Below are 19,394 nucleotides of genomic sequence, written 5' to 3'. Positions count from 1 at the left end.
CTCAGCCGGCCGGCTGCTCGGCCGGGGCGTCGGCGCGGCGGGCCCGCACCTTGTGCCCCACGCTGGTCAGGCAGCGGCCGCTGGCCAGGTCGAACTTCCAGCCGTGCAGCTGGCAGGTGAGCTGGTCGCCCTCGACGATGCCGAACCGGGACAGGTCCGCCTTCAGGTGCGGGCAGCGGCGCTGCACCACCCAGTCGCCGATGGTGATGTCCTCGGCGTCGGTGCTGCGCTCGTGCTCGTCGTACCAGCCCTCGGCGTACTGCAGCCGCTCCTGCGAGAGGCACTTGAAGAAGGCGTAGACGAACTCGTTGTACTGGCCGATCCGGGCCGCCGAGAACCGGCAGGAGAGGAAGAGCGAGTTGACCCAGTCCACCTCGTCGATGTGCAGCAGGTGTTCGACGAGCGCCCGCTCAGTGCGGAACCGGTAGCGCACCTTCTCGTCGGCGTACGGCCGCACCTGCTTGCCGGGGAAGTCCACCACGATCGACTCGACCGACTCGCCGTCGTAGCCGACCAGGTCGAACCGGACCGGCCCGCCGACCCCCTTGGCCAGGTAGATCGACTCCTCCAGCAGCGGCTCGATCCGGCGCTTCATCTCCCGCAGCACGTCGATCTCCGGGTGCCGCCAGGACGCCTTCTCGGCCTCGATGATGGGGCGCTTGCGCTCCCGCATCCGCTCCAGGTACTCCTTCTTGCCGGCGAAGAACTCCGCCACGTCCGGCACCGGGTGGCTGGTCCGGCAGTCGTCGGTGGTGATCTCGGCGACCGAGCCGGGCAGCAGGACCACGCCGTTCTCGCCGCCGACCTTGGCGTACTCGGTCATGAAGACCTGCTGGTCGGGGAAGATGTTGCCCTCGTCGCCGTGGATGTCGTTGAACTGCCACAGCTCGTCGTCGAGGAAGCAGGGCGGCCCGGCGATCGGGAAGACGTGACTGGCCTTCAGGTCTGCGATGTAGCGCCAGGTGCGGTCGAACTGGCGGTCCCGCTTCTGCTTGCCGAACGCGGTCTTGGCGTGCTGCGGCAGCTCGTAGACCATCGGGTACCAGATCGCGCCGGAGAACTGCAGCAGGTGGGCGTGCACGTGCCCCAGCTCGGCGAAGGTGCTCAGGTCGGTCGGGCGGGCGTCGTTCTGGTTGAGCAGCCGGACCCCGTCGTGCTCCACCCAGAGCGACGAGTCCCCGATCGGCCCGTCGGTCGGGCTGGTCAGCGCCTGGATCATCACCTTCAGGCCGCCGTCGAGCTCCACCACCTCGTTGCTGCGGGTCCGCAGGAAGCTGCGGAAGCCGAGCTCACGCAGCTCGTCCTCCAACTCCGACGTCGGGTACTCGGGCAGCAGGACGGTCGCCTGCTTCGAGATGAAACGCTTCAGGTGCGCCGCGTCGAAGTGGTCCCGGTGCAGGTGTGACACGTACAGGTAGTCGACCTGGCCGAGGCTCTCCCAGTCCAGCTCGGAGTTGTCCGGGAAGGGGAACCAGGAGGCGAAGTAGGCGGGGTTCACCCACGGGTCGCAGAGAATGCTGCCCGCGGCCGTGTCGATCCGCATGCTGGCGTGCCCCGTACCCGTCAGTCGCACCGCACCGTCCTCCTCATCCGATACATCCCTTACCTGGCGTACGGCCCAGACGCTACCCGAGCCGACCGGGCCGGCTGCCCGCGACGCCCGGTTTGGATCATCGGAACCGACCTTGCGGCGGCTGCCGCCGCCGGGCGTGCCAAACTAACCGGGGAGACCGAACTCCCCAGGACAGACCGCGCAGGAGAGGACCGATCGTGGCAGGAAGCGAACCGGTAACGTCGCCAGACCAGCGCAAGCCGGGACACCGCAGGGCCGGCCAGATCGGCGCGGTGCTCTCCGCGCTCGCCCTGCTGGCGATGACCCAGGGCAACCACGAGGGCAACACGGAGAACATCTGGCTGATCGCCGGGGCGGTCACGCTGCTGGCCATCGTCGTCGGCGACGTGGTGCTGCGCCGCAACGGGCTGCGGTCCTGACCGTCCGGAACCCGGCCGGCGGTCAGCGACCGCCGCGCAGGATGTCCTGGACCTCCTTGAGCGCGGCGTCGACCTCGGCCTCGAAGTAACCGCCCGGCACCAGACCGAAGGTCATCGTGTCGAGGTCGGCCGGGTTCACCGGCATCGGCCCGCGCCCGGACATGCTGGCGAGAATGTCCTCGAAGAGCCGGTCCACCTGCTGCGGGTCGTACCCGCTGCCGAACCGCCGCACCTGGAACGTGCGGCGGATCTGATCGATCCGGTGCAGGTCGTTGCCGGGGCCGCCGGGACCGCCGCCCATCGGCGGGCCGAAGCTCGGCGGTCCGCCCATCGGTGGGCCGCCCAGGGGAGGACCCCCCAGCGCGGGGCCGCCCATGCCGGGTCCACCCGGACCACGGCCGGGTCCGCGCGGATCCCGATCGGGCATCCGGATCTCGGCCGTCATGTCGGCCCGGGCCCGCCGCCCCGGCTCGAACCCGTCGAACCGGTCGTCCGGGCCGTAGCCGCCGCCGGGTCCGCCCGGGGTCCGGGGGCCGCCCGGACCGGCCGGCCCCCGGGCCGGCTCATAGCCACCCCGGGTCGGCGCATCGTAACCGCCGCCGGGGAACGATCCGGTCGGCTCGTCGTAGCGGCCGTACGGGTCCGGCGGTGGCCCACCGGCGGGCGCCCCCATCGGTCGGGACGGCAGCGGTGGGCCGGGCGGCATCCCACGGTCGTCCCGCATCGGCGGGCCCATCCGGTCCGGCGGACCCATCCGATCAGGGGGACCCATCCGATCGAGGGGACCCATCCGGTCCGGCGGACCCATCCGGTCCGGCGGACCCATCCGGTCGGGGGGACCCATCCGGTCCGGCGGGCCTGGGCGGCGGGCCTGGCCACCCCGGCCGGCCGGCACGCCGCGCTCCTCCAGCTCGGCGACCTGCCGCTCCACCCGGTCGAGGTGGAGATCGACCTGCCATTCGTCGTAGCCGCCGAACCGGACCCGGAAGACGACGTCGTGCACCTCCTGGGAGGCGACCGGGGAACCACCCGCCTCACCGGCGAGTGTGGCCTCGACCCGGTCCAGGAACGCGTCCACCTCTTCGACCTTGTATCCCCGGCGGAGCGCCTTGCGCCGGAAACGCTGTCCCTGACTCGCCACTATGTCTCCTGGTTCGCTCGCTCGTCACGGAACCCGCCCACGCCCGTGGACCGACCCGCGGCCCTCGACCCGACCGCGGTTCCGGCCGCCCGCCCGCTCACTCTGCCACCTCGGCGGCCGCGAGCTGTCCGCAGGCGCCGTCGATCTCCCGACCCCGGGTGTCCCGGACCGTCGTGGAGACACCGGCCGCGCGCAGCCGCCGGACGAACTCCCGCTCCACCGGCTTGGGGCTGGCATCCCACCGGCTGCCCGGCGTCGGGTTGAGCGGGATGAGGTTCACATGGGCCCGCCGGCCGGTCAACAGCCTGCCCAGCAGGTCGGCGCGCCATGGCTGGTCGTTCACGTCCCTAATCATCGCGTACTCGATGGAAACCCGACGGCCCGTGTGTGCGGAGTAGTCCCACGCCGCGTCCAGCACCTCGGCGACCTTCCAGCGCTGGTTCACGGGCACGAGTTCGTCGCGCAGCTCATCATCGGGCGCGTGTAACGACAGCGCAAGGGTCACCGCCAGCTCTTCGCCGGCCAACCGGCGCATCGCCGGGACCAGACCGACCGTGGAGACCGTGATGTGCCGCTGGGACAGGCCGAGCCCCTCGGGAGCCGGGGCGCAGAGCCGGCGGACCGCCTCGATCACCCGCGGGTAGTTCGCCAGCGGTTCGCCCATCCCCATGAAGACCACGTGCGAGAGCCGGGCCGGAGACCCGACCACCGCCCCGGAGGCGGCCACCCCGGCCAGGTAGACCGCCTGATCGACGATCTCGGCGGTGGAGAGGTTGCGGGTCAGGCCGGCCTGGCCGGTGGCGCAGAACGGGCAGGCCATTCCGCAACCCGCCTGGCTGGAGATGCAGACGGTCACCCGGTCCGGGTAGCCCATCAGCACGCTCTCCACCAGCGATCCGTCGTGCAGCCGCCAGAGCGCCTTTCGGGTGGCGCCGTCGTCGCAGGCCATCTCGCGAACCGGGGTGAGCAGCGTCGGCAGCAGCGCACCGGCCAGTCGGTCCCGCGACGCGGCCGGCAGATCGGTCATCGCCGCCGGGTCGCGGACCAACCGGCCGAAGTAGTGCGTGGAGATCTGCCGAGCCCGGAAACTCCGCTCGCCCAGCTCGGTGGCGAGCGCCGCCCGACCGGCCAGGTCGAGGTCGGCCAGGTGCCGGGGCGGCGGTACCACCCGGCCCCGCGGGACCGGGCGCAGCGGAATGCCCGCGCCCGGCTCGGCCGTCGCGGCGGACTCCGGGCGGGACGGGATCATCGGCAGGCTCGTCATGACCCCTCCAGTCTCCCACGACGCCACGCCGGACCGCGCGGCACGCTCGCCACCCCCAGCTCAAGGCGGGGACCGGCTCGGCCGGCCGCGGCGGCCAGGCTCCAGCTCAGCCGGCCGGCGCGAAGAGCGCCAGCAGCAGGTACGCGGTCGGCACCGCGAACAGTACCGAGTCGAGGCGGTCCATCATCCCGCCGTGCCCCGGCAGCAGATTGCTCATGTCCTTGATGCCGATGTCCCGCTTGACCATGGACTCGCCGAGGTCTCCCAGGACCGCGGCCACCGAGACCGCCAGTCCGAACAGCGCCCCCCACCAGGGTGCGACGTCGAGCAGCAGGTAGAGCAGGACGGCGCTGCCGACGGCGGCGGCCAGCACCGAGCCGGCGAATCCCTCCCAGGACTTCTTCGGGCTCACCGACGGGGCCATCGGGTGCCGGCCGAGGGTCACCCCGGCCGCGTAGCCGCCGACGTCGGAGAGAACGACGGCGACCAGGGTCACCAGTACCCGCAGGTGTCCGTCGTCCGGGGTGGCGGCGAGCAGCGCCGCGAATCCGCCCAGGAACGGGACGTACACCACGATCAGCGCGGTGGCGGTCACGTCCCGCTGGAATCCGGCCGGTCCGTCGCCGAGCCGCCACACCATCGCCGCCAGCAGGGTCACCAGCAGTCCGAGGCTGAGCGCGTCCGGTCCGGCCCACCAGGCCAGACCGATCATCAACAGGCCACCGGCGAGCAGCGGGACCAGCGGCGGACGAGCTCCGACCCGCTCGACCGCCCGGACCATCTCCCAGATCCCCACCCCCGCGGCGGCGGCGACCACCAGCAGGAAGGCGGGTCGGTAGACGAAGAGCGGGACCAGGATGAGCGCGCCGAGACCGAGGCCGACCGCGATCGCCATCGGCAGGTTCCGACCGGCCCGGCTGGTCGGTGCCGGGCCGGCACCGGTCGTGGTCTCCGGGCCGACCGTCGTCAGCCCCGGGTCGGATCCGGCTGGCGACGACTCACCGGCCGGGCTCCCCGCGGTGGGCGGCCGCCCGCCTCGGCCCGCCCGGCGGCGACCGGGGCCCCGCCGCCGGGGCGGCTCGGGTTCGGGGTCGGGTTCGGGGTCGCCGGGCAGGGGCTCCCAGCCGGCCGGTCCGGGACCACCGGGCAGCCGCTGCCCGGCGTCGACCGCCGGGTCGGCGGCGACCGGCGGCCAGCCGATCGGATTCGTCTCGGCGTCCGGGTGGCTCGGCCGGTACGCCGGCTCCGGCGCCTCCGGCGGCAGGCCCCACGGGCCGGTCGCGTCATCGCCGTACGGCGACGGGTGGGGGCGGTACGGCGGGACGCCGTTGCCGGGGTGCGGGGAGACGCCGTTCCGCGCCGGCGGGGGTCCGTCCGACCAGTACGGGGCCACCGGCTCGATGCCCGGCTGGCCCGCGTAGGTGTCGGCCTCGGCGCTCTCGCGCCAGCTGCGGACCCGGGGTGCGTCGCCGTCGTCGGGCCAGGTCCGGGCGGGCGGCGGCCCGTACCGGTCGACGCCCGGTGGGTCGGGTTCGCGCGGGTCCACGCCACGGTAGGGGTCGAGGTTCGACATCAGACCTCGAGCACCGCAGTCGCCGGCGTCCGAAGATGACGCAAGATCAAGATCAACCCCTGACCGCGATCGAAGAATCCCGTTCGTTTCCGCACCGTTGACGGACCCACCCCCTCCGCTTCACCACACGTCAAGGGGAATCCTGCCGAGCGTACTGCAAGCGACCGGACCGGTCGGCGGCCGGCGGCCGGCGCTCGCACATGGCGAAGGCCCCGCCCGGGTACGCCCCGGCGCGGGGCCCGTCGTGCCGGCCGCCGGTCGCCGCGCCGCCGGTCGCCGGTCGCCGGTCACACTTCCAGCAGTTCCGTTTCCTTGTGCTTGACCAGCTCGTCGACGTGCGCGACGTACCGGTGGGTCAGGTCGTCGAGTTCCTTCTCGGCCCGACGACCGTCGTCCTCGCCCGCCTCGCCGTCCTTGACGATGCGGTCGAGTTCCTCCTTCGCCCGGCGCCGGACGTTGCGGATGGCCACCTTGGCCTCCTCGCCCTTGTGCCGAGCCACCTTGATCATCTCCCGGCGCCGCTCCTCGGTCATCTGCGGCAGCAGGATGCGCAGCTGGGTGCCCTCGTTGTTCGGGTTGACGCCCAGGTCGGAGTCGCGGATCGCCTTCTCCATGGCGGCCAGCTGCGAGGCGTCGTACGGCTTGATGATGGCCATCCGCGGCTCGGGCACTCCGACGGAGGCCATCTGGGTCAACGGGGTGGGAGAGCCGTAGTAGTCGATGATGACCTTGGAAAACATGGCCGGCGTGGCGCGGCCGGTGCGGATCGCGCCGAACTCTTCCTTGGCGTGCTCGACCGCACGCTCCATCTTCTCCTCGGCTTCGAGGAGGGTGTCGTCGATCACCTGCTCCTTCGCCTCCTTCTGGTGCCTCGTAGTCGGATACCGCTCCGGCTCACGCCGCTTACCTCACCCGGTCCCGGTCTCTTCCGGTCCCGGCTTACGCCGTGATTAAAGTCCCGATCGGCTCGCCGGCCACCGCACGGATGATGGTGTCGTCGCCCTCGGCGCCGAAGACCAGCATCGGCAGCCCGTTCTCCATGCAGAGACTGAAGGCCGCCGCGTCGGCCACCCGCAGGCCGCGCCGCAGCGCCTCCGCGAAGCTGACCGTGTCGAGTTTGCGGGCGTCCGGGTTGGTGCGCGGGTCCGCGGTGTAGACCCCGTCCACGCCGTTCTTGCTCATCAGCACGACGTCGGCCCGGATCTCCAGTGCGCGCTGCGCGGCGACGGTGTCGGTGGAGAAGTAGGGCATACCGGCGCCCGCCCCGAAGATCACCACACGCCCCTTCTCCAGGTGCCGGATCGCCCGCAGCGGGATGTACGGCTCGGCGACCTGGGCCATCGTGATCGCGCTCTGCACGCGGGTCTCGATGCCCTCCTTCTCCAGGAAGTCCTGCAGGGCCAGGCAGTTCATCACGGTGCCGAGCATGCCCATGTAGTCGGCCCGGGCCCGGTCCATCCCGCGCTTCTGCAACTCGGCACCGCGGAAGAAGTTGCCCCCGCCGACCACCACCGAGACCTGTACGCCGCGCCGGGTCACCGTCGCGATCTGGCGCGCGATGGCCTGGACGACATCGGGGTGTACGCCGACGGCACCGCCGCCGAACACCTCGCCGGACAGCTTCAGCACCACCCGGCGGGCCCGTCCCGGCGGTGGCGCGGTCGGGTCGTCCGCCGTTGCTGTCCGCTCGTCCACAACCTGCGTCATCCGCCCGCCCTCTCGTCCACGCGCAGCCGCCGCGCCCTCGTCCAACCTGCCGTGCTGACCCTATGTGACGAGGAGGCCCCGGTGCCTGTCGCGTACACCGTGGCCTCCTCCTCGATCTGCTTTCCCCGCCGGCTGGGACTGCCCGCCGACCGGCCGGTCGGCCGGTGGGACCCCGCCCGCGGGGCCGTGCTCAGGCCTGGCCGACCTCGAAGCGGACGAACCGCTTGACCTCCATGCCGGCCTCGGCGAGGACCTGCTTGACCGACTTCTTGTTGTCGGTCACCGAGGCCTGCTCCAGCAGGACGTAGTCCTTGAAGAAGGCGTTCACCCGACCGTCGACGATCTTGGAGATCGCGGCCTCGGGCTTGCCCTCCTCGCGGGCGGTCTCCTCGGCGATGCGCCGCTCGGACTCGACGGTCTCGGCCGGCACCTCGTCGCGGGTGAGGAACTTCGGCCGCATCGCGGCGATCTGCATGGCGACGCCCCGGGCGTCGGCGTCGCCGGCCTCGTCGGACTTGCCGTCGTACTCCACCAGCACGCCGACCGCGGGCGGCAGGTCCTGGCTCTTGCGGTGCAGGTAGACCGCGACGGTGCCGGTCAGGACCGCGAACCGGTTGAGCACGAGCTTTTCGCCGATCTTGGCCGACTGCTCCTGGACGGTCTCGGCGACGGTCTTGCCCTCGGCGAACGTCGAGGCCAGCAGCCCTTCGGCGTCGGTCGCCCCGATCCGCTCACCGTGCTCGACCAGCTGCTGGGCGAACGCGATGAAGTCGGAGTTCTTGGCGACGAAGTCGGTCTCGCAGTTGAATTCGAGCAGCGCCTTGCCGGAGTGGGCGACCAGGCCGTTGGCGGCGGTGCGGCCGGCCCGCTTGCCGACGTCCTTGGCGCCCTTGACGCGCAGGATCTCGACGGCCCGGTCGAAGTCTCCCTCGGCCTCGGTGAGCGCCTTCTTGCAGTCCATCATGCCGGCGCCGGTGAGGTCCCGGAGCTTCTTGACGTCCGCGGCGGTGAAGTTGGACATGACTCTCTCTTCGATGTGTGACGCGGCTGGTTGGGTGGTCTTGGTGATATGTCCCAGGTCGCGAGCTATCCCGACCGCGAGGTCACTCGGCGGCGGCGGTCGCCGGCTCGGCGGCCTTGGGCTGCTCCGGCTCGGCGGCGGCCTTCTTCTCGGTGTCCTCGATCAGCTCCCGCTCCCACTCGGCCAGCGGCTCGTCGGCGCCGACCACACCCGGCTCGGGCTTCTCGTCGGTGCCCCGACGCTTGCCGGAGCGGGCGATCAGCCCGTCGCCGACCGCCGCCGCGATGACCTTGGTCAGCAGCTCGGCCGAGCGGATCGCGTCGTCGTTGCCGGGGATCGGGAAGTCGACCTCGTCGGGGTCGCAGTTGGTGTCGAGCACGGCGATCACCGGGATGCCCAGCTTGCGGGCCTCGTCGACGGCGATGTGCTCCTTCTTGGTGTCGACGACCCAGATCGCCGCCGGCACCTTCTGCATGTCCCGCAGACCACCCAGCGTGCGGCTGAGCTTGTCCTTCTCCCGCGACAGCTGCAGCGTCTCCTTCTTGGTGTAGCCCGCGGCGGTGCCGGTCAGGTCGAGCGACTCCAGCTCCTTCATCCGCTGCAGCCGCTTGTAGACCGTCTGGAAGTTGGTGAGCATGCCACCCAGCCAGCGGTGGTTCACGTACGGCTGGCCGACCCGGGTCGCCTGCTCGGCGATCGCCTCCTGGGCCTGCTTCTTGGTGCCCACGAAGAGGATGCTGCCGCCCTCGGCGACGGTTCCCCGGACGAACTCGTAGGCCTTCTCGATGTAGTCGAGGGTCTGGCGCAGGTCGATGATGTAGATACCATTGCGCTCGGTGAAGATGAAGCGCTTCATCTTCGGGTTCCAGCGCCGGGTCTGGTGTCCGAAGTGGACGCCACTCTCCAGCAGCTGACGCATGGTCACGACGGCCATGGTTGGGGTGCTCCTTCAGTTGTCCCTGGTTGCCACGGTGGGCCGGCCGGCCCACCGTCCTGGCGCCTGGTCGCCGGCCATGGTGGGCCCGATCAGGATCGGGACCAGGGGACCGTCGCTCCACGGATGCCGTGGAGAGGGCGCGCGAGGTCGACCGCACGAGGCGGTCGCCAGTCGACAAGTGTACGCCCCCGCTCTGATCAGCGGCGCGCAAACCCCACTACCGCCCGCAGCCCGCAATCCCCGACCAACCGGACGCGGCGGGACGCGGCCCCGGCGGTTCCGTCAGGCGGCCAGAGCAGAAGCGACAAACAACACCAAACCCACCATCACGTACGCCATCGGCGGGCGCGACCAGCCGCGGGCCGGCTCGGTCACCGGTGCGGCACCGCTGGCCAACCCGTACAGGCCGACAGCGAAAATCGGCAGACCGAGTACCAGGAGGGTGCCGGCGACCACTCCGGCGGTCACCACCGGCCCGCCCACCGCGGCGTCCAGCAGCACCCGCAGCGCGGGTATCTCGAAGAGCACCACAAGCGCCGCGAGCAGCACCGCGACCGACGGCCGCCGGGACCGGTACACCCCTTCGCCGGCTGCCGAACCCGGTAGCTGCCACGGACGGCGCTCGCCGGCCGGCTCGCCGCCGTCCCGCCCGGACCCGCCCACCGGGGCCAGCGGCCCGGTCGGCGCATCCATCGGCCCCGACCGGGACGGCTGCACGATCGGGTACGCCCCGAGCGGCGGCTGGCCGGGATCAGTGGCCGCCGCGCCGACGCCCCCGACCCGCGGTGTCCCCTGGGCCGGTCCCGCCGGTGGTTCCCCGGAACCAGACAGCCCGGAACCGGCCAGGCCGGAGCCGGACAGCCCGGAGCCGGACAGCCCGGAGCCGGACAGCCCGGAGCCGGACAGGCCGGAGCCCGGCAGGGCGGACGACGAAGCGCCCGGACCAGGCGAGCCAGAACCGGACGGGACGGAATCCGGCGGGTCGAAGCGGTCACTCGGACCAGGCGGGCCGAAGCGGTCGGCCGATCCGGGCGGACCGAAACGGTCGCCGGGTCCGGGCGGGCCGAAGCGGTCACCCGGACCGGGCGGACCGAAACGGTCAGCCGATCCGGGCGGGCCGAAGCGGTCGGTCGGCTCGGGCGCGCTGAACCGCTCACCGGCCAGGTGCCGCTCGCCGAGCGAATAGCCGTTAACGCCGCTGCTCGGCTCCGGCATCCGGTGCCCGCCCTCCGGGGCGTACTGGCCGGTGCCGGCGTCCCGCCATCCGGTGTCGCCGTAACCGCGCTCGCCCGGGTACCAACCGGGGTCCTGGCCTTCGGGGTGGTTGTCTCGTCCGTCCATCACCTCGCACCGTATGCGACCTGGTCATGCCGCCGGAAGCCCTCCCCTCCCCCTCGACCACCCGGTGACCCCATACCACCCGGCGGGCCGATCCGGCGGACATCCACAGGTAGCCGGGTTATCCACAACCGGTGACAACCTGCTGGCGGCACCCACCGATGCGCGGGACCGTGGGAGCTCCCCCGAGGAGTGGAGCTGCCCATGACCAAGGCCCGGCAGGCGGTCGGCGCCTACGGCGAGCGGTGCGCCGCCCGGCATCTGGTCGACAGCGGTCTTCGACTGGTCGCCCGGAACTGGCGCGGCGAACGCGGCGAGATCGACATCATCGCCTGGGACGGCGACGTCCTCGTCTTCTGCGAGGTGAAGACCCGGCGCGGCGACGCGTTCGGCGTACCGGCGGAGGCGGTGACCCGGGTCAAGGTCCGCCGCCTGCGCCGGCTGGCGGCGCAGTGGCTGCGCGGCGCCGGCGAACAGCCGGTGGAGATCCGGTTCGACGTCATCTCGGTGCGGGCCGCCGGCAGCGGCCCGGCCCACGTCGAGCACCTGCGCAACGCGTTCTGATCCGCGCTGGTGGTGGAGTGGGGGCCGACGTCCATAAACTCGAATCGTGCCCATCGAAGGCTCCCATCTGGACGGACCCGCCGAAGGCGCCGACCTGGAAGGACTGGCCCGAGCCGCCGCCGGCGGCGACCGGGCCGCCCTGGACCGGCTGCTGGTCGCGGTCCGGCCGGAGACGATGCGGCTGTGCGCCCGGTTCCTGCCCAACCGGGAGGACGCCGAGGAGGCCTGCCAGGACACTCTGCTGGCGGTGGCGCGGGGCATCACCCGATTCGACGGCCGGTCGGCGTTCCGAACCTGGCTGTACCGGGTGGCGGCGAACCGGTCCCGGTCGACGTACCAGGCGTTGCGTCGCCGGTTCCTGGCGGAGGCGAGCCGGGTGCCGCTGCCGGACCGGCCCGATCCCCGCCGAACCAGCGTGGTGGCCGGGACCCGGCTGGACCTGCTGGATGCCCTGGGGGCGATCGGACCCGAACTCGCCGAGGCGGTGACGTTGCGCGACGTGCTCGGCCTGAGCTACCGGGAGATCGGCGAACTGCTGGAGATCCCGGACGGCACGGTCAAGTCCCGGATCCACGAGGGACGGCACCGGCTGCGCGCCCACCTGACCGACAGCGCGGCCTGACGTGGCCAGAAATGCCGGAACCGACGGCGCCGGACCCCGGCCGCCGGTACGGCGGATGCCCGGCCCGACCCGGCCACCGCCCGCCCAACCCACAGTGCCCGCCAGGTCTCCGCTGCCCACCAGGTCTCCGCTGGGCGCCAGGTCTCCACTGGCCGTGGTCGCGGCGCTGTTCGGCGCCGTCGCGGCGGCCCTGCTCGCCGCCTGCGCACCGGCCCCGGTCGCGCCGCTGCCGGGGCAGTGGCCGACCCGTATGCCGGCTGGCGCGGCGAGTCCGTCGGCGGTCCCCTCCGGTTCGCCCGGCCGGACCTCGGCGGCACCGCCGGCCGCCGCCGACCGGCCACCGGTCTGGCGACCACCCACCCCGACACCCGGCTCGGCCGAGCCCACCCCTGTGCTCTCCCCGGCCTGCCTGCCGCCCGTCATCTACCCGGTGGACGGCTCCGACCCGGCGTTGCTGCCCCGGGCGCTCTGCTTCGAGGTCGCGGGAATCCTGCGGGTGCAGAACGTCGGCCCCGGTCTGCTGACCGCGGAGCCCGACGAGCGGGTCGCCCGAAACTACGCGGCGGGCGTACACGATGTGCGCTTCCTGACCGCCGGCACCGCCACCGTCACCATCATCCGGCAGGACGGCAGCCAGCAGATCACCGTCCTGGTGGTCGAGCCGACCGCCGACTGACCGCGCCACCGACCGCCGCCGCACCGGCCAAGCACCCTTGACCGTGGCGCCTACAGACGTGATTTCCGGCCGATCTGAACGGCCCAGTGCCCCATGGTCATGGAAGAAGGCGGAGCCCGACGGCGGGGGCGAACTGCGTACCTGGGCGTACCCGGCTAACGGCGTACCCGGATGCCGGCCAGGAACCCGTCGACGAACCCGGCGCCGCCGTCGCTCGGCGGGGTGATCTGGGCGTAGACCAGCCCGGCCCGGTCCGGGCCGACGCCGACCGCCTCGACGATCACCGGCTTGCCACCCCGGCAGCCCGTGTAGGCGGCCACCAGCCAGTCCACGCCGGCCAGCCGGACGTTGCGCACCGGCTCGGCGGCGCACTCGGCGTGCGGATGCTCGGCGAGATACTCGGCCGGGGTGTGCGACCCGGCCAGGCTCAGGGAGAGGCCGACGAAGGCGCCGGGCACCGCCGGATCGTCGGCCCACCTGTCCGGATCGGGCGACAGCAGCAGGGCCGGCTCCAGATCGCCGTCCGGCCCGCGCTGGCCGGCCCACCCGGCGCCGGCACTGCGCCACCCCGGTGGACGGGCCACCGTGATCCGGCCGGTCGAGTCCGCGACGGTGCCGGAGTCCTGGTCCGGCCAGCGGTGCACCGCCACCCCCGCCGACACCGCCAATCCGGCGGCCAGCAGCACCCCGAACAGGAACCCGCGGCGGCGTACCAGGAAGGAGCTCGCCCGGGTCGGTGCGCGGGTGGCCCGGGCCAACGCGGCAGCGAACGCCGCCGCGTCCGGGTAGCGGTCGGCCGGCGACCGGGCCGTGGCGGTCCGCAACACCCGGGCCACCAGCGCCGGTACGCCGTCGCGCAGCGCGAAACCGCCCGCCGGTTCGACGCCCGGCTCCGTCGGGTCACCGGCCGACCGGCCCAGCAGGGTCTCGCCGAGCCGGCCGAGGCCGAACACGTCGGCCCGCGCGTCGACGGTGGACAACGGGCCCTCCTGTTCGGGAGCCATGTAGCCCGGGGTGCCCGCGCGGGCGGTCAGGCCGGACGCGACGGCGAGGGCCTTCGCCAAGCCGAGGTCGGCGATCAGCACCTGATCCGGCATCTCCGGCCGCGAATCCGGGCGGAACAGGATGTTCCCCGGCGTCAGGTCGCGGTGCACGATGCCGTCGGCATGCAGGACCGCCACCCCGGCGGCGATCTCCGCCAGCAACCGCAGCGCCTCGGCGACGGGGATCGGGCCGGTCGCCAGCCGGTCCCGCAGGCTGCCCCCCTCGGCACACGCCATCACCAGGTACGGCCGTTCGTCGGGCAACTCGCCGACCGCGTGGACCCGGACCAGGCGCTCGTGGTCGAGCCGCCAGAGCAGCCGCCCCTCGTCCAGGAACCGCTCCCGGACCCGCAGGTCCTGGCACCAGTTCTCGGCCAGCACCTTGATCGCCACCCGGGCACCGAGGGTGGGATCGTGTCCCAGCCAGACGGTCGCGAACGAGCCGTACCCGAGCAGCCGTTCGATCCGGTACGGGCCGATCCGCTCGGGCGCGATCACGGCGGCGGCCGGCCGGGGCGGCTGACAGCCGCCGGTCCGTGCCGCGGTCCGCGCCGGCCCCGGGAGAGCGGCTCGCCGGTCACCGACCCAGGATAGCCGCCGGTCGGCCGACCGGCGGCCAGCAAATCCCGTCGCTGGTCAGCGGTTCAGCACTGGTCGTCCCCGCCGGTGAAGGTGGCCAGCACCCGGTCCCGCTCGCCGACCGCGACCCGGTAGACGGTCGGCCCGTACGGGTCCTCGAAGAACGCGACGACCCGTCCGCCGACCGGCACCAGGTAGGCCCGCAGCCACCACTTGCCGTTCACGATCTCACCGCGCGGGCCGTACCGGCGCTCCAGTTCGTCGAGGGTGAGTCCGACCCGGCCGCCCACCGTCGTTTGGATGGTCGGGTCCTCGGTGGAGACCACCACCAGCCGCGCGTCCTGGAACAGCAGCAGGAGCCGGTCGGCGTAGCGGCGGTGGCCCGGGCGGAATGGAACCCGTTGCAGGTCTGAATCGGCTGGACGTCCGTGACCAGCCCGCGGCCGCCCCTTCGGCAGGAGAACTCTGTCACCTGCTTGGTCCCGGCGCCGGGCTGGTTTGTTCGGGGTTGCGGGCTGCTGTCGGCGACCGGACTGCCGCGCCTACCGGAGGAACTGTGGCCGGTGCCGGCCCGGCTCCGCCGTCCGGGTCGACCACCAGCGAGCAGAGGTCGTAGCCGAGCCGTTCGCACCATTCGACCCCGGCCATCACCCACCGCTGCCCGTCGTCGGCAGGTGGCGCGTAGAGCGCGGCCCGGGGCCGGCGGGCGGGCTGACTCGGATCCGACAGGGTCGGCATTCGACTCCTCAGGGCAGATGGCGGCTTTGACCGGCTCCGACGCTATGAGACCTCGGCGTTCCCGGCCGGACACCGGGTACGTCCCATACCAGAACCGACGGTGATCGTTTGACTGTCCACAGGGCATCCGGTTGTCCACAGTCGATCCTTTGCAGGCCGCGGCTCGGCGCTGTTCCCGGGCAGGCTCGGCGCATGCCCACACCGAGTTCGACAAGCCGATGAGCTACGCCAAGGTGCTCTGCGTCGGTCTGGTCGGGGTGACCGGCCACCTCGTCGAGGTCGAGGCCGACCTCTCCCCCGGGCTGCCCGCGCTCGCCCTGTCCGGGCTGCCCGACACCGCCCTGCACGAGGCCCGCGACCGGGTCCGCGCCGCCATCGTCAATTCTGGCCAGCACTGGCCGAACCGCCGGATCACCATCAACCTGCTCCCGGCCACCCTGCCGAAGTTCGGCTCGGCCTTCGATTTGGCCATCGCCGCCGCGTTGCTGGGCGGCGCCGGGGAGCTGCCGCTCGCGCCGCTGGGCCACACGGCCATCCTCGGCGAGCTGGGCCTCGACGGGACGGTACGCCCGGTGCGCGGCATCCTGCCGATGGTGGCCGCGGCGGCCCGGGCGGGGGTGGGCCGGGTGGTCGTACCGGTGGCGAACGCCGCCGAGGCGGCCGTCATCCCCGGCGTCCGGGTCCGGGCCGTCGACAGCCTGCACCGGCTGGTCGCCTACGTCCGCGACGGCGCGGCGCTGCTGGAACCGCCGGCACCGGAGTCTGCGGAGCCGACCGGCGGACCCGACCTGGCCGACGTGTCCGGCCAGTCGCTCGGCCGACGGGCGCTGGAGGTCGCCGCGGCCGGCGGGCACCATCTCGCCCTGCTCGGTCCGCCGGGGGCGGGCAAGACCATGTTGGCCGAACGGCTGCCCTCCATCCTGCCGCCGCTCGACGACGAGGCCGCGCTGGAGGTGACCGCGTTGCACTCCATCGCCGGCCTGCTGCCGCCGGGTGGGCAACTGATACGGCGACCGCCGTTCCAGGCTCCGCACCACACCGCCACCGTCGCCTCGCTGGTCGGCGGGGGGACCGGGCTGGCCCGACCGGGTGCGGTCTCCCTCGCCCACCGGGGGGTGCTCTTCCTGGACGAGGCGGCCGAACTGAGCCGCGGCGCGTTGGAAGCACTGCGCCAGCCGCTGGAGAGCGGCCGGATCATGCTGGTCCGCGCCCGGGGCGGCACCGAGTACCCGGCCCGCTTCCAGCTCGTGCTGGCCGCGAACCCGTGCGCCTGTGCGAAACCCGCCGGCGACACGCACTGCGAGTGCAGTCCGCTGGCCCGGCGGCGCTACCTCGGCCGGCTCTCCGGTCCACTGCTCGACCGGGTCGACATCCAGGTCGGCCTCCGGCCGCTCGGCGCCGCGGAGCTGATGGAGAACAGCCCGGTCAACGAGTCCTCCGCCCCGGTGGCCGAGCGGGTCGCGGCGGCCCGGGCAGCCGCCGGGCAACGCTGGCGGGCCGCCGGCTGGCGGGCCAACGCCGAGGTGCCCGGGCCGGTGCTGCGACGCCCCCCGTGGGCGCTACCGGCCGCCGCCACCGCCGGCCTGCGCCGCCGACTGGACAGCGGATCGCTGTCGGCCCGCGGCTTCGACCGGATCCTGCGGGTGGCCTGGAGCGTGGCCGATCTCGACGGGCGGGACCGTCCGCACGCCGACGACGTCGCGGAGGCGACGCAGCTGCGTACCGGAGGTGTCGGATGACCGCCGCCGAAGCTGGCGGTCGGCCGGTCCGGCTGGCCCGGGCCGCGCTGACCTGGCTCGCCGAACCCGGCACCCGATCGGTGCACCGGATGGTCGAGCGGGACGGACCGGTGACCGCGTTGCACCGGTTGCTGACCGGCGACATTCCCGACGACCGGCTCCGTGCCGCCGTCACGGCCCGGCTGGCCGCCGGGGACCCCCGTCGCGCCGCCGAGGAGGCGCTGGCTCGGGCCGACCGGCTGGGCGCCCGGCTCGTGACGCCGGAGGACGAGGAGTGGCCCGCCCGGGTCGGCGACCTGCGCCGGTTGGCGTTGGCCGGGGCCGAGCGACGGGTCGACCAGGAGACCGCGCCGCCGCTGTGCCTCTGGGTACGGGGCGTCTGGCCGCTCGCCGAAACGCTCGACAGGTCGGTGGCGGTGGTCGGTTCCCGGGCCGCCACCGACTACGGCGGTCACCTCGGCATCGAGTTCGGGTACGGCCTGGCCAACCGGGACTGGACGGTGGTCTCCGGCGGGGCGTTCGGGGTGGACGCGGCGGCGCACCGGGGGGCGTTGAGCGCCGGTGGCCGGACGGTGGCGGTGCTGGCCTGCGGGGTGGACCGGCCCTACCCGATGGGCAACGCCGCGCTCTTCGAGCGGATCGTCGACACCGGGCTGCTGGTCAGCGAGTGGGCGCCGGGGGCCGAGCCGCTGCGCCCGCGGTTCCTGATCCGTAACCGGCTGATCGCGGCCGCGACCGCCGGCACCGTCCTGGTGGAGGCGGCCGCGCGCAGCGGCGCCATCCAGACCCTGCGCCGGGCGCTGGCGCTGCGCCGACCGGCGATGGTGGTGCCGGGCCCGGTCACCTCCGCGATGTCGGTGGGCGCCCACGCCCTGCTGCGCGAGCATCCCGAGGCCCGGTTGGTCACCGGCGTGCCGCACATCCTGGAGGAGGTGGGGCGGATCGGGGTCGACCTGGCACCGCTGGAGCGCGGCCCCCGGCATCCCCGCGACCTGCTCGACGACGAGGCGCGGCTGATCCTGGAGGCGCTGCCCCGGCGCGGCGCCCTCGGTCCGGACACCCTCGCTGCCCGGACCGGGGTGGCGCTGCGCGCCGCGCTGCGGAAACTGTCCATGCTGGAGGAGCTCGACCTGGTCGTACGCCACGACGACGGATACGCGCTGGCACCCGTGCGCAACCGCTGAGCGGGGACGCGGCAACGCTGAGCGGGAATCGCGACGGACCTGCCCGGCCGGCAGACTGGGCCGCCGGCTGCCTGCGGCGGGCCAATCCGCGGCAGCCGCGGCGGGGCCGATCCAGCGGCAGCCGCGGCGGGGCCGATCCGCGCGGTCCGGCGCCGGGGTCGGCCGATCGCGGGGCACCGGCGGCGGGCCGGTCGCCGTACCCTGAACCGCAGCCTGCCGCACCCCTCCAGGAGGTCCGCGATGACCCCCGCCGACGCCGTCGCGGCGCTGGAACGGGTCGCGGCCCGCGACGTGGGCCGCGGCAGCGCGGCGCTGTCGCGGCGGACCGCGGGTGCGCTGCGCCGGGCCGCGGACTCGCTGCTCGCCGAGCCGACGCCCGAGGTGGCGATCCTGACCGGCTGCTACATCCCGACGGCCCACCCCCCGGCGGCGGAGACCGACGGACCGCTGGGCGCGATCCAGCTCGCGGCCGCGATCGGCCGGCTCGGCGGGGCGGCCCGGCTGGTCACCGACGAACCCTGCGCGCCGGTGGTCGCGGCGGCGATCGACACCGCCGGGCTGACCACCGCCGGGTCGGCCACCGCCGGTCTGGAGGCGGCCGGGCTGATCGCCGCCGGGCCGGAAGCGGCCGGGCTGAAGGTGCCGCTGGACGTGGCGCCGCTGGCCGGGTACGACGGCTGGCAGGCGGCCACCCTGGCCGGCTACCCGGAGCTGACCCACGTGATCTCCTGTGAGCGGGTCGGCCCCGCCGCCGACGGGGTGCCGCACGACATGCGCGGGGTGGACCTCGGTGCGCACAGCGCCCCGCTGGACCGGCTGTACGGCGCCGGCCCGTGGTATCGGATCGGCATCGGCGACGGCGGCAACGAACTCGGCATGGGGGTCCTGGCCACCGGGCTGGTCGCCGCGGCCGTCGACCGCGGCGCCGAGATCCACTGCGTCACCGGTTGCGAGGCGTTGATCGTCGCCGGTACCTCGAACTGGGGAGCGGCCGCGCTGGTCGGTGCGCTGGCGGTGCTGGCCGACGATCGGGAGCCGCTGATCGAGCTGCTGTCGCCCGACTGGTCCCGGGCCGTCCTCGACGGGATCGTCGGCCGGGCCGGCGCGGTCGACGGCGTCCGCCGCACCGCCTCGCCCAGCGTCGACGGCCTGGACTGGCCGGCGTACGCCGAACCGCTGGCGGAGATCGAACGGATCGTCCGACTGACCGGGTGAGGCGCTGAGCACCCGGCCGGGCGACTTGACGCGCGGCGGCGGACGGCAGACAGTCGCGGTG

19 protein-coding genes are annotated in these 19,394 nt (G+C 73.6%); 7 read left to right on the top strand and 12 right to left on the bottom strand.

What is annotated here, in order from left to right; all coding sequences use genetic code 11:
• Position 1 precedes the first annotated feature (1 nt).
• Positions 2–1,573 (bottom strand): Rieske 2Fe-2S domain-containing protein, encoded by a 1,572-nt coding sequence (locus tag O7627_RS09715; protein WP_278093161.1) that lies wholly within the window; start codon positions 1,571–1,573, stop codon positions 2–4.
• 197 nt (positions 1,574–1,770) lie between these two features.
• Here O7627_RS09715 and O7627_RS09710 point away from each other — a divergent pair, with 197 nt between their 5' ends.
• Positions 1,771–1,992: a DUF2631 domain-containing protein gene (locus O7627_RS09710; protein ID WP_278093160.1), complete on the top strand. Its 222-nt coding sequence runs from the start codon at positions 1,771–1,773 to the stop codon at positions 1,990–1,992.
• A 22-nt stretch (positions 1,993–2,014) separates the two neighbouring features.
• Here the strand turns inward: O7627_RS09710 and O7627_RS09705 are convergent, their stop codons facing one another.
• The 8 genes from O7627_RS09705 to O7627_RS09670 form a co-directional block, all read right to left on the bottom strand.
• The gene (locus tag O7627_RS09705) at positions 2,015–3,133 is read right to left on the bottom strand and encodes a DivIVA domain-containing protein (RefSeq protein WP_278093159.1); all 1,119 of its coding nucleotides are present in this window, start codon (positions 3,131–3,133) and stop codon (positions 2,015–2,017) included.
• Positions 3,134–3,230: 97 nt separating this feature from the next.
• The gene (gene rlmN, locus O7627_RS09700; protein ID WP_278093158.1) at positions 3,231–4,397 is read right to left on the bottom strand and encodes a 23S rRNA (adenine(2503)-C(2))-methyltransferase RlmN; all 1,167 of its coding nucleotides are present in this window, start codon (positions 4,395–4,397) and stop codon (positions 3,231–3,233) included.
• Between the two features lie 106 nt (positions 4,398–4,503).
• Positions 4,504–5,970 (bottom strand): phosphatidate cytidylyltransferase, encoded by a 1,467-nt coding sequence (locus O7627_RS09695; RefSeq protein WP_278093157.1) that lies wholly within the window; start codon positions 5,968–5,970, stop codon positions 4,504–4,506.
• A gap of 287 nt (positions 5,971–6,257) precedes the next feature.
• Positions 6,258–6,815, bottom strand: coding sequence for a ribosome recycling factor (frr, locus tag O7627_RS09690; RefSeq protein WP_278093156.1), 558 nt, complete (start codon positions 6,813–6,815; stop codon positions 6,258–6,260).
• Positions 6,816–6,909: 94 nt separating this feature from the next.
• A complete protein-coding gene (gene pyrH / locus O7627_RS09685) occupies positions 6,910–7,677 on the bottom strand; it encodes a UMP kinase (protein ID WP_278093155.1) in 768 nt (255 codons plus the stop codon).
• Between the two features lie 190 nt (positions 7,678–7,867).
• Positions 7,868–8,698, bottom strand: coding sequence for a translation elongation factor Ts (gene tsf / locus O7627_RS09680; RefSeq protein WP_278093154.1), 831 nt, complete (start codon positions 8,696–8,698; stop codon positions 7,868–7,870).
• 82 nt (positions 8,699–8,780) lie between these two features.
• Positions 8,781–9,632: a 30S ribosomal protein S2 gene (gene rpsB, locus O7627_RS09675; protein ID WP_278093153.1), complete on the bottom strand. Its 852-nt coding sequence runs from the start codon at positions 9,630–9,632 to the stop codon at positions 8,781–8,783.
• 285 nt (positions 9,633–9,917) lie between these two features.
• Complete coding sequence (locus O7627_RS09670) at positions 9,918–10,976, bottom strand: hypothetical protein (protein WP_278093152.1); 1,059 nt, start codon at positions 10,974–10,976, stop codon at positions 9,918–9,920.
• 201 nt (positions 10,977–11,177) lie between these two features.
• Between O7627_RS09670 and O7627_RS09665 the strand changes: the two genes are divergently transcribed.
• From O7627_RS09665 to O7627_RS09655, 3 genes are read left to right on the top strand one after another with little or no spacing between them, the layout of a single operon-like run.
• Positions 11,178–11,537 (top strand): YraN family protein, encoded by a 360-nt coding sequence (locus tag O7627_RS09665; protein ID WP_278093151.1) that lies wholly within the window; start codon positions 11,178–11,180, stop codon positions 11,535–11,537.
• Positions 11,538–11,583: 46 nt separating this feature from the next.
• Positions 11,584–12,159, top strand: a complete 576-nt coding sequence (locus O7627_RS09660; protein WP_278093150.1) for an RNA polymerase sigma factor — start codon at positions 11,584–11,586, stop codon at positions 12,157–12,159.
• Between the two features lie 55 nt (positions 12,160–12,214).
• On the top strand, positions 12,215–12,835 hold the full coding sequence (locus tag O7627_RS09655) for a hypothetical protein (protein ID WP_278093149.1): 621 nt from the start codon (positions 12,215–12,217) through the stop codon (positions 12,833–12,835).
• Between the two features lie 155 nt (positions 12,836–12,990).
• On the opposite strand, the gene O7627_RS09650 is transcribed toward O7627_RS09655, so the two are convergent.
• The 3 genes from O7627_RS09650 to O7627_RS09640 all read right to left on the bottom strand — a co-directional run bounded on the left by O7627_RS09650 (position 12,991) and on the right by O7627_RS09640 (position 15,195).
• The gene (locus tag O7627_RS09650; RefSeq protein WP_278093148.1) at positions 12,991–14,376 is read right to left on the bottom strand and encodes a serine/threonine-protein kinase; all 1,386 of its coding nucleotides are present in this window, start codon (positions 14,374–14,376) and stop codon (positions 12,991–12,993) included.
• Positions 14,377–14,522: 146 nt separating this feature from the next.
• The gene (locus tag O7627_RS09645) at positions 14,523–14,786 is read right to left on the bottom strand and encodes a hypothetical protein (RefSeq protein ID WP_278093147.1); all 264 of its coding nucleotides are present in this window, start codon (positions 14,784–14,786) and stop codon (positions 14,523–14,525) included.
• A gap of 139 nt (positions 14,787–14,925) precedes the next feature.
• Positions 14,926–15,195, bottom strand: a complete 270-nt coding sequence (locus O7627_RS09640; RefSeq protein ID WP_278093146.1) for a hypothetical protein — start codon at positions 15,193–15,195, stop codon at positions 14,926–14,928.
• 218 nt (positions 15,196–15,413) lie between these two features.
• Between O7627_RS09640 and O7627_RS09635 the strand changes: the two genes are divergently transcribed.
• From O7627_RS09635 to O7627_RS09625, 3 genes are all read left to right on the top strand, one after another.
• On the top strand, positions 15,414–16,934 hold the full coding sequence (locus tag O7627_RS09635) for a YifB family Mg chelatase-like AAA ATPase (protein WP_278093145.1): 1,521 nt from the start codon (positions 15,414–15,416) through the stop codon (positions 16,932–16,934).
• Positions 16,931–18,118, top strand: a complete 1,188-nt coding sequence (locus O7627_RS09630) for a DNA-processing protein DprA (protein ID WP_278093144.1) — start codon at positions 16,931–16,933, stop codon at positions 18,116–18,118. The genes O7627_RS09635 and O7627_RS09630 overlap by 4 nt, the downstream gene beginning before the upstream one ends.
• A 240-nt stretch (positions 18,119–18,358) precedes the next feature.
• Positions 18,359–19,333, top strand: a complete 975-nt coding sequence (locus O7627_RS09625) for a glutamate cyclase domain-containing protein (RefSeq protein WP_278093143.1) — start codon at positions 18,359–18,361, stop codon at positions 19,331–19,333.
• Positions 19,334–19,394: the final 61 nt, after the last annotated feature.

Source organism: Solwaraspora sp. WMMD1047 (assembly GCF_029626155.1).
In the GTDB taxonomy this organism is placed as follows: domain Bacteria; phylum Actinomycetota; class Actinomycetes; order Mycobacteriales; family Micromonosporaceae; genus WMMD1047.
The sequence above is the reverse complement of the archived record's forward strand: the minus strand, read 5'-3'. Positions and strand labels throughout refer to the sequence as shown.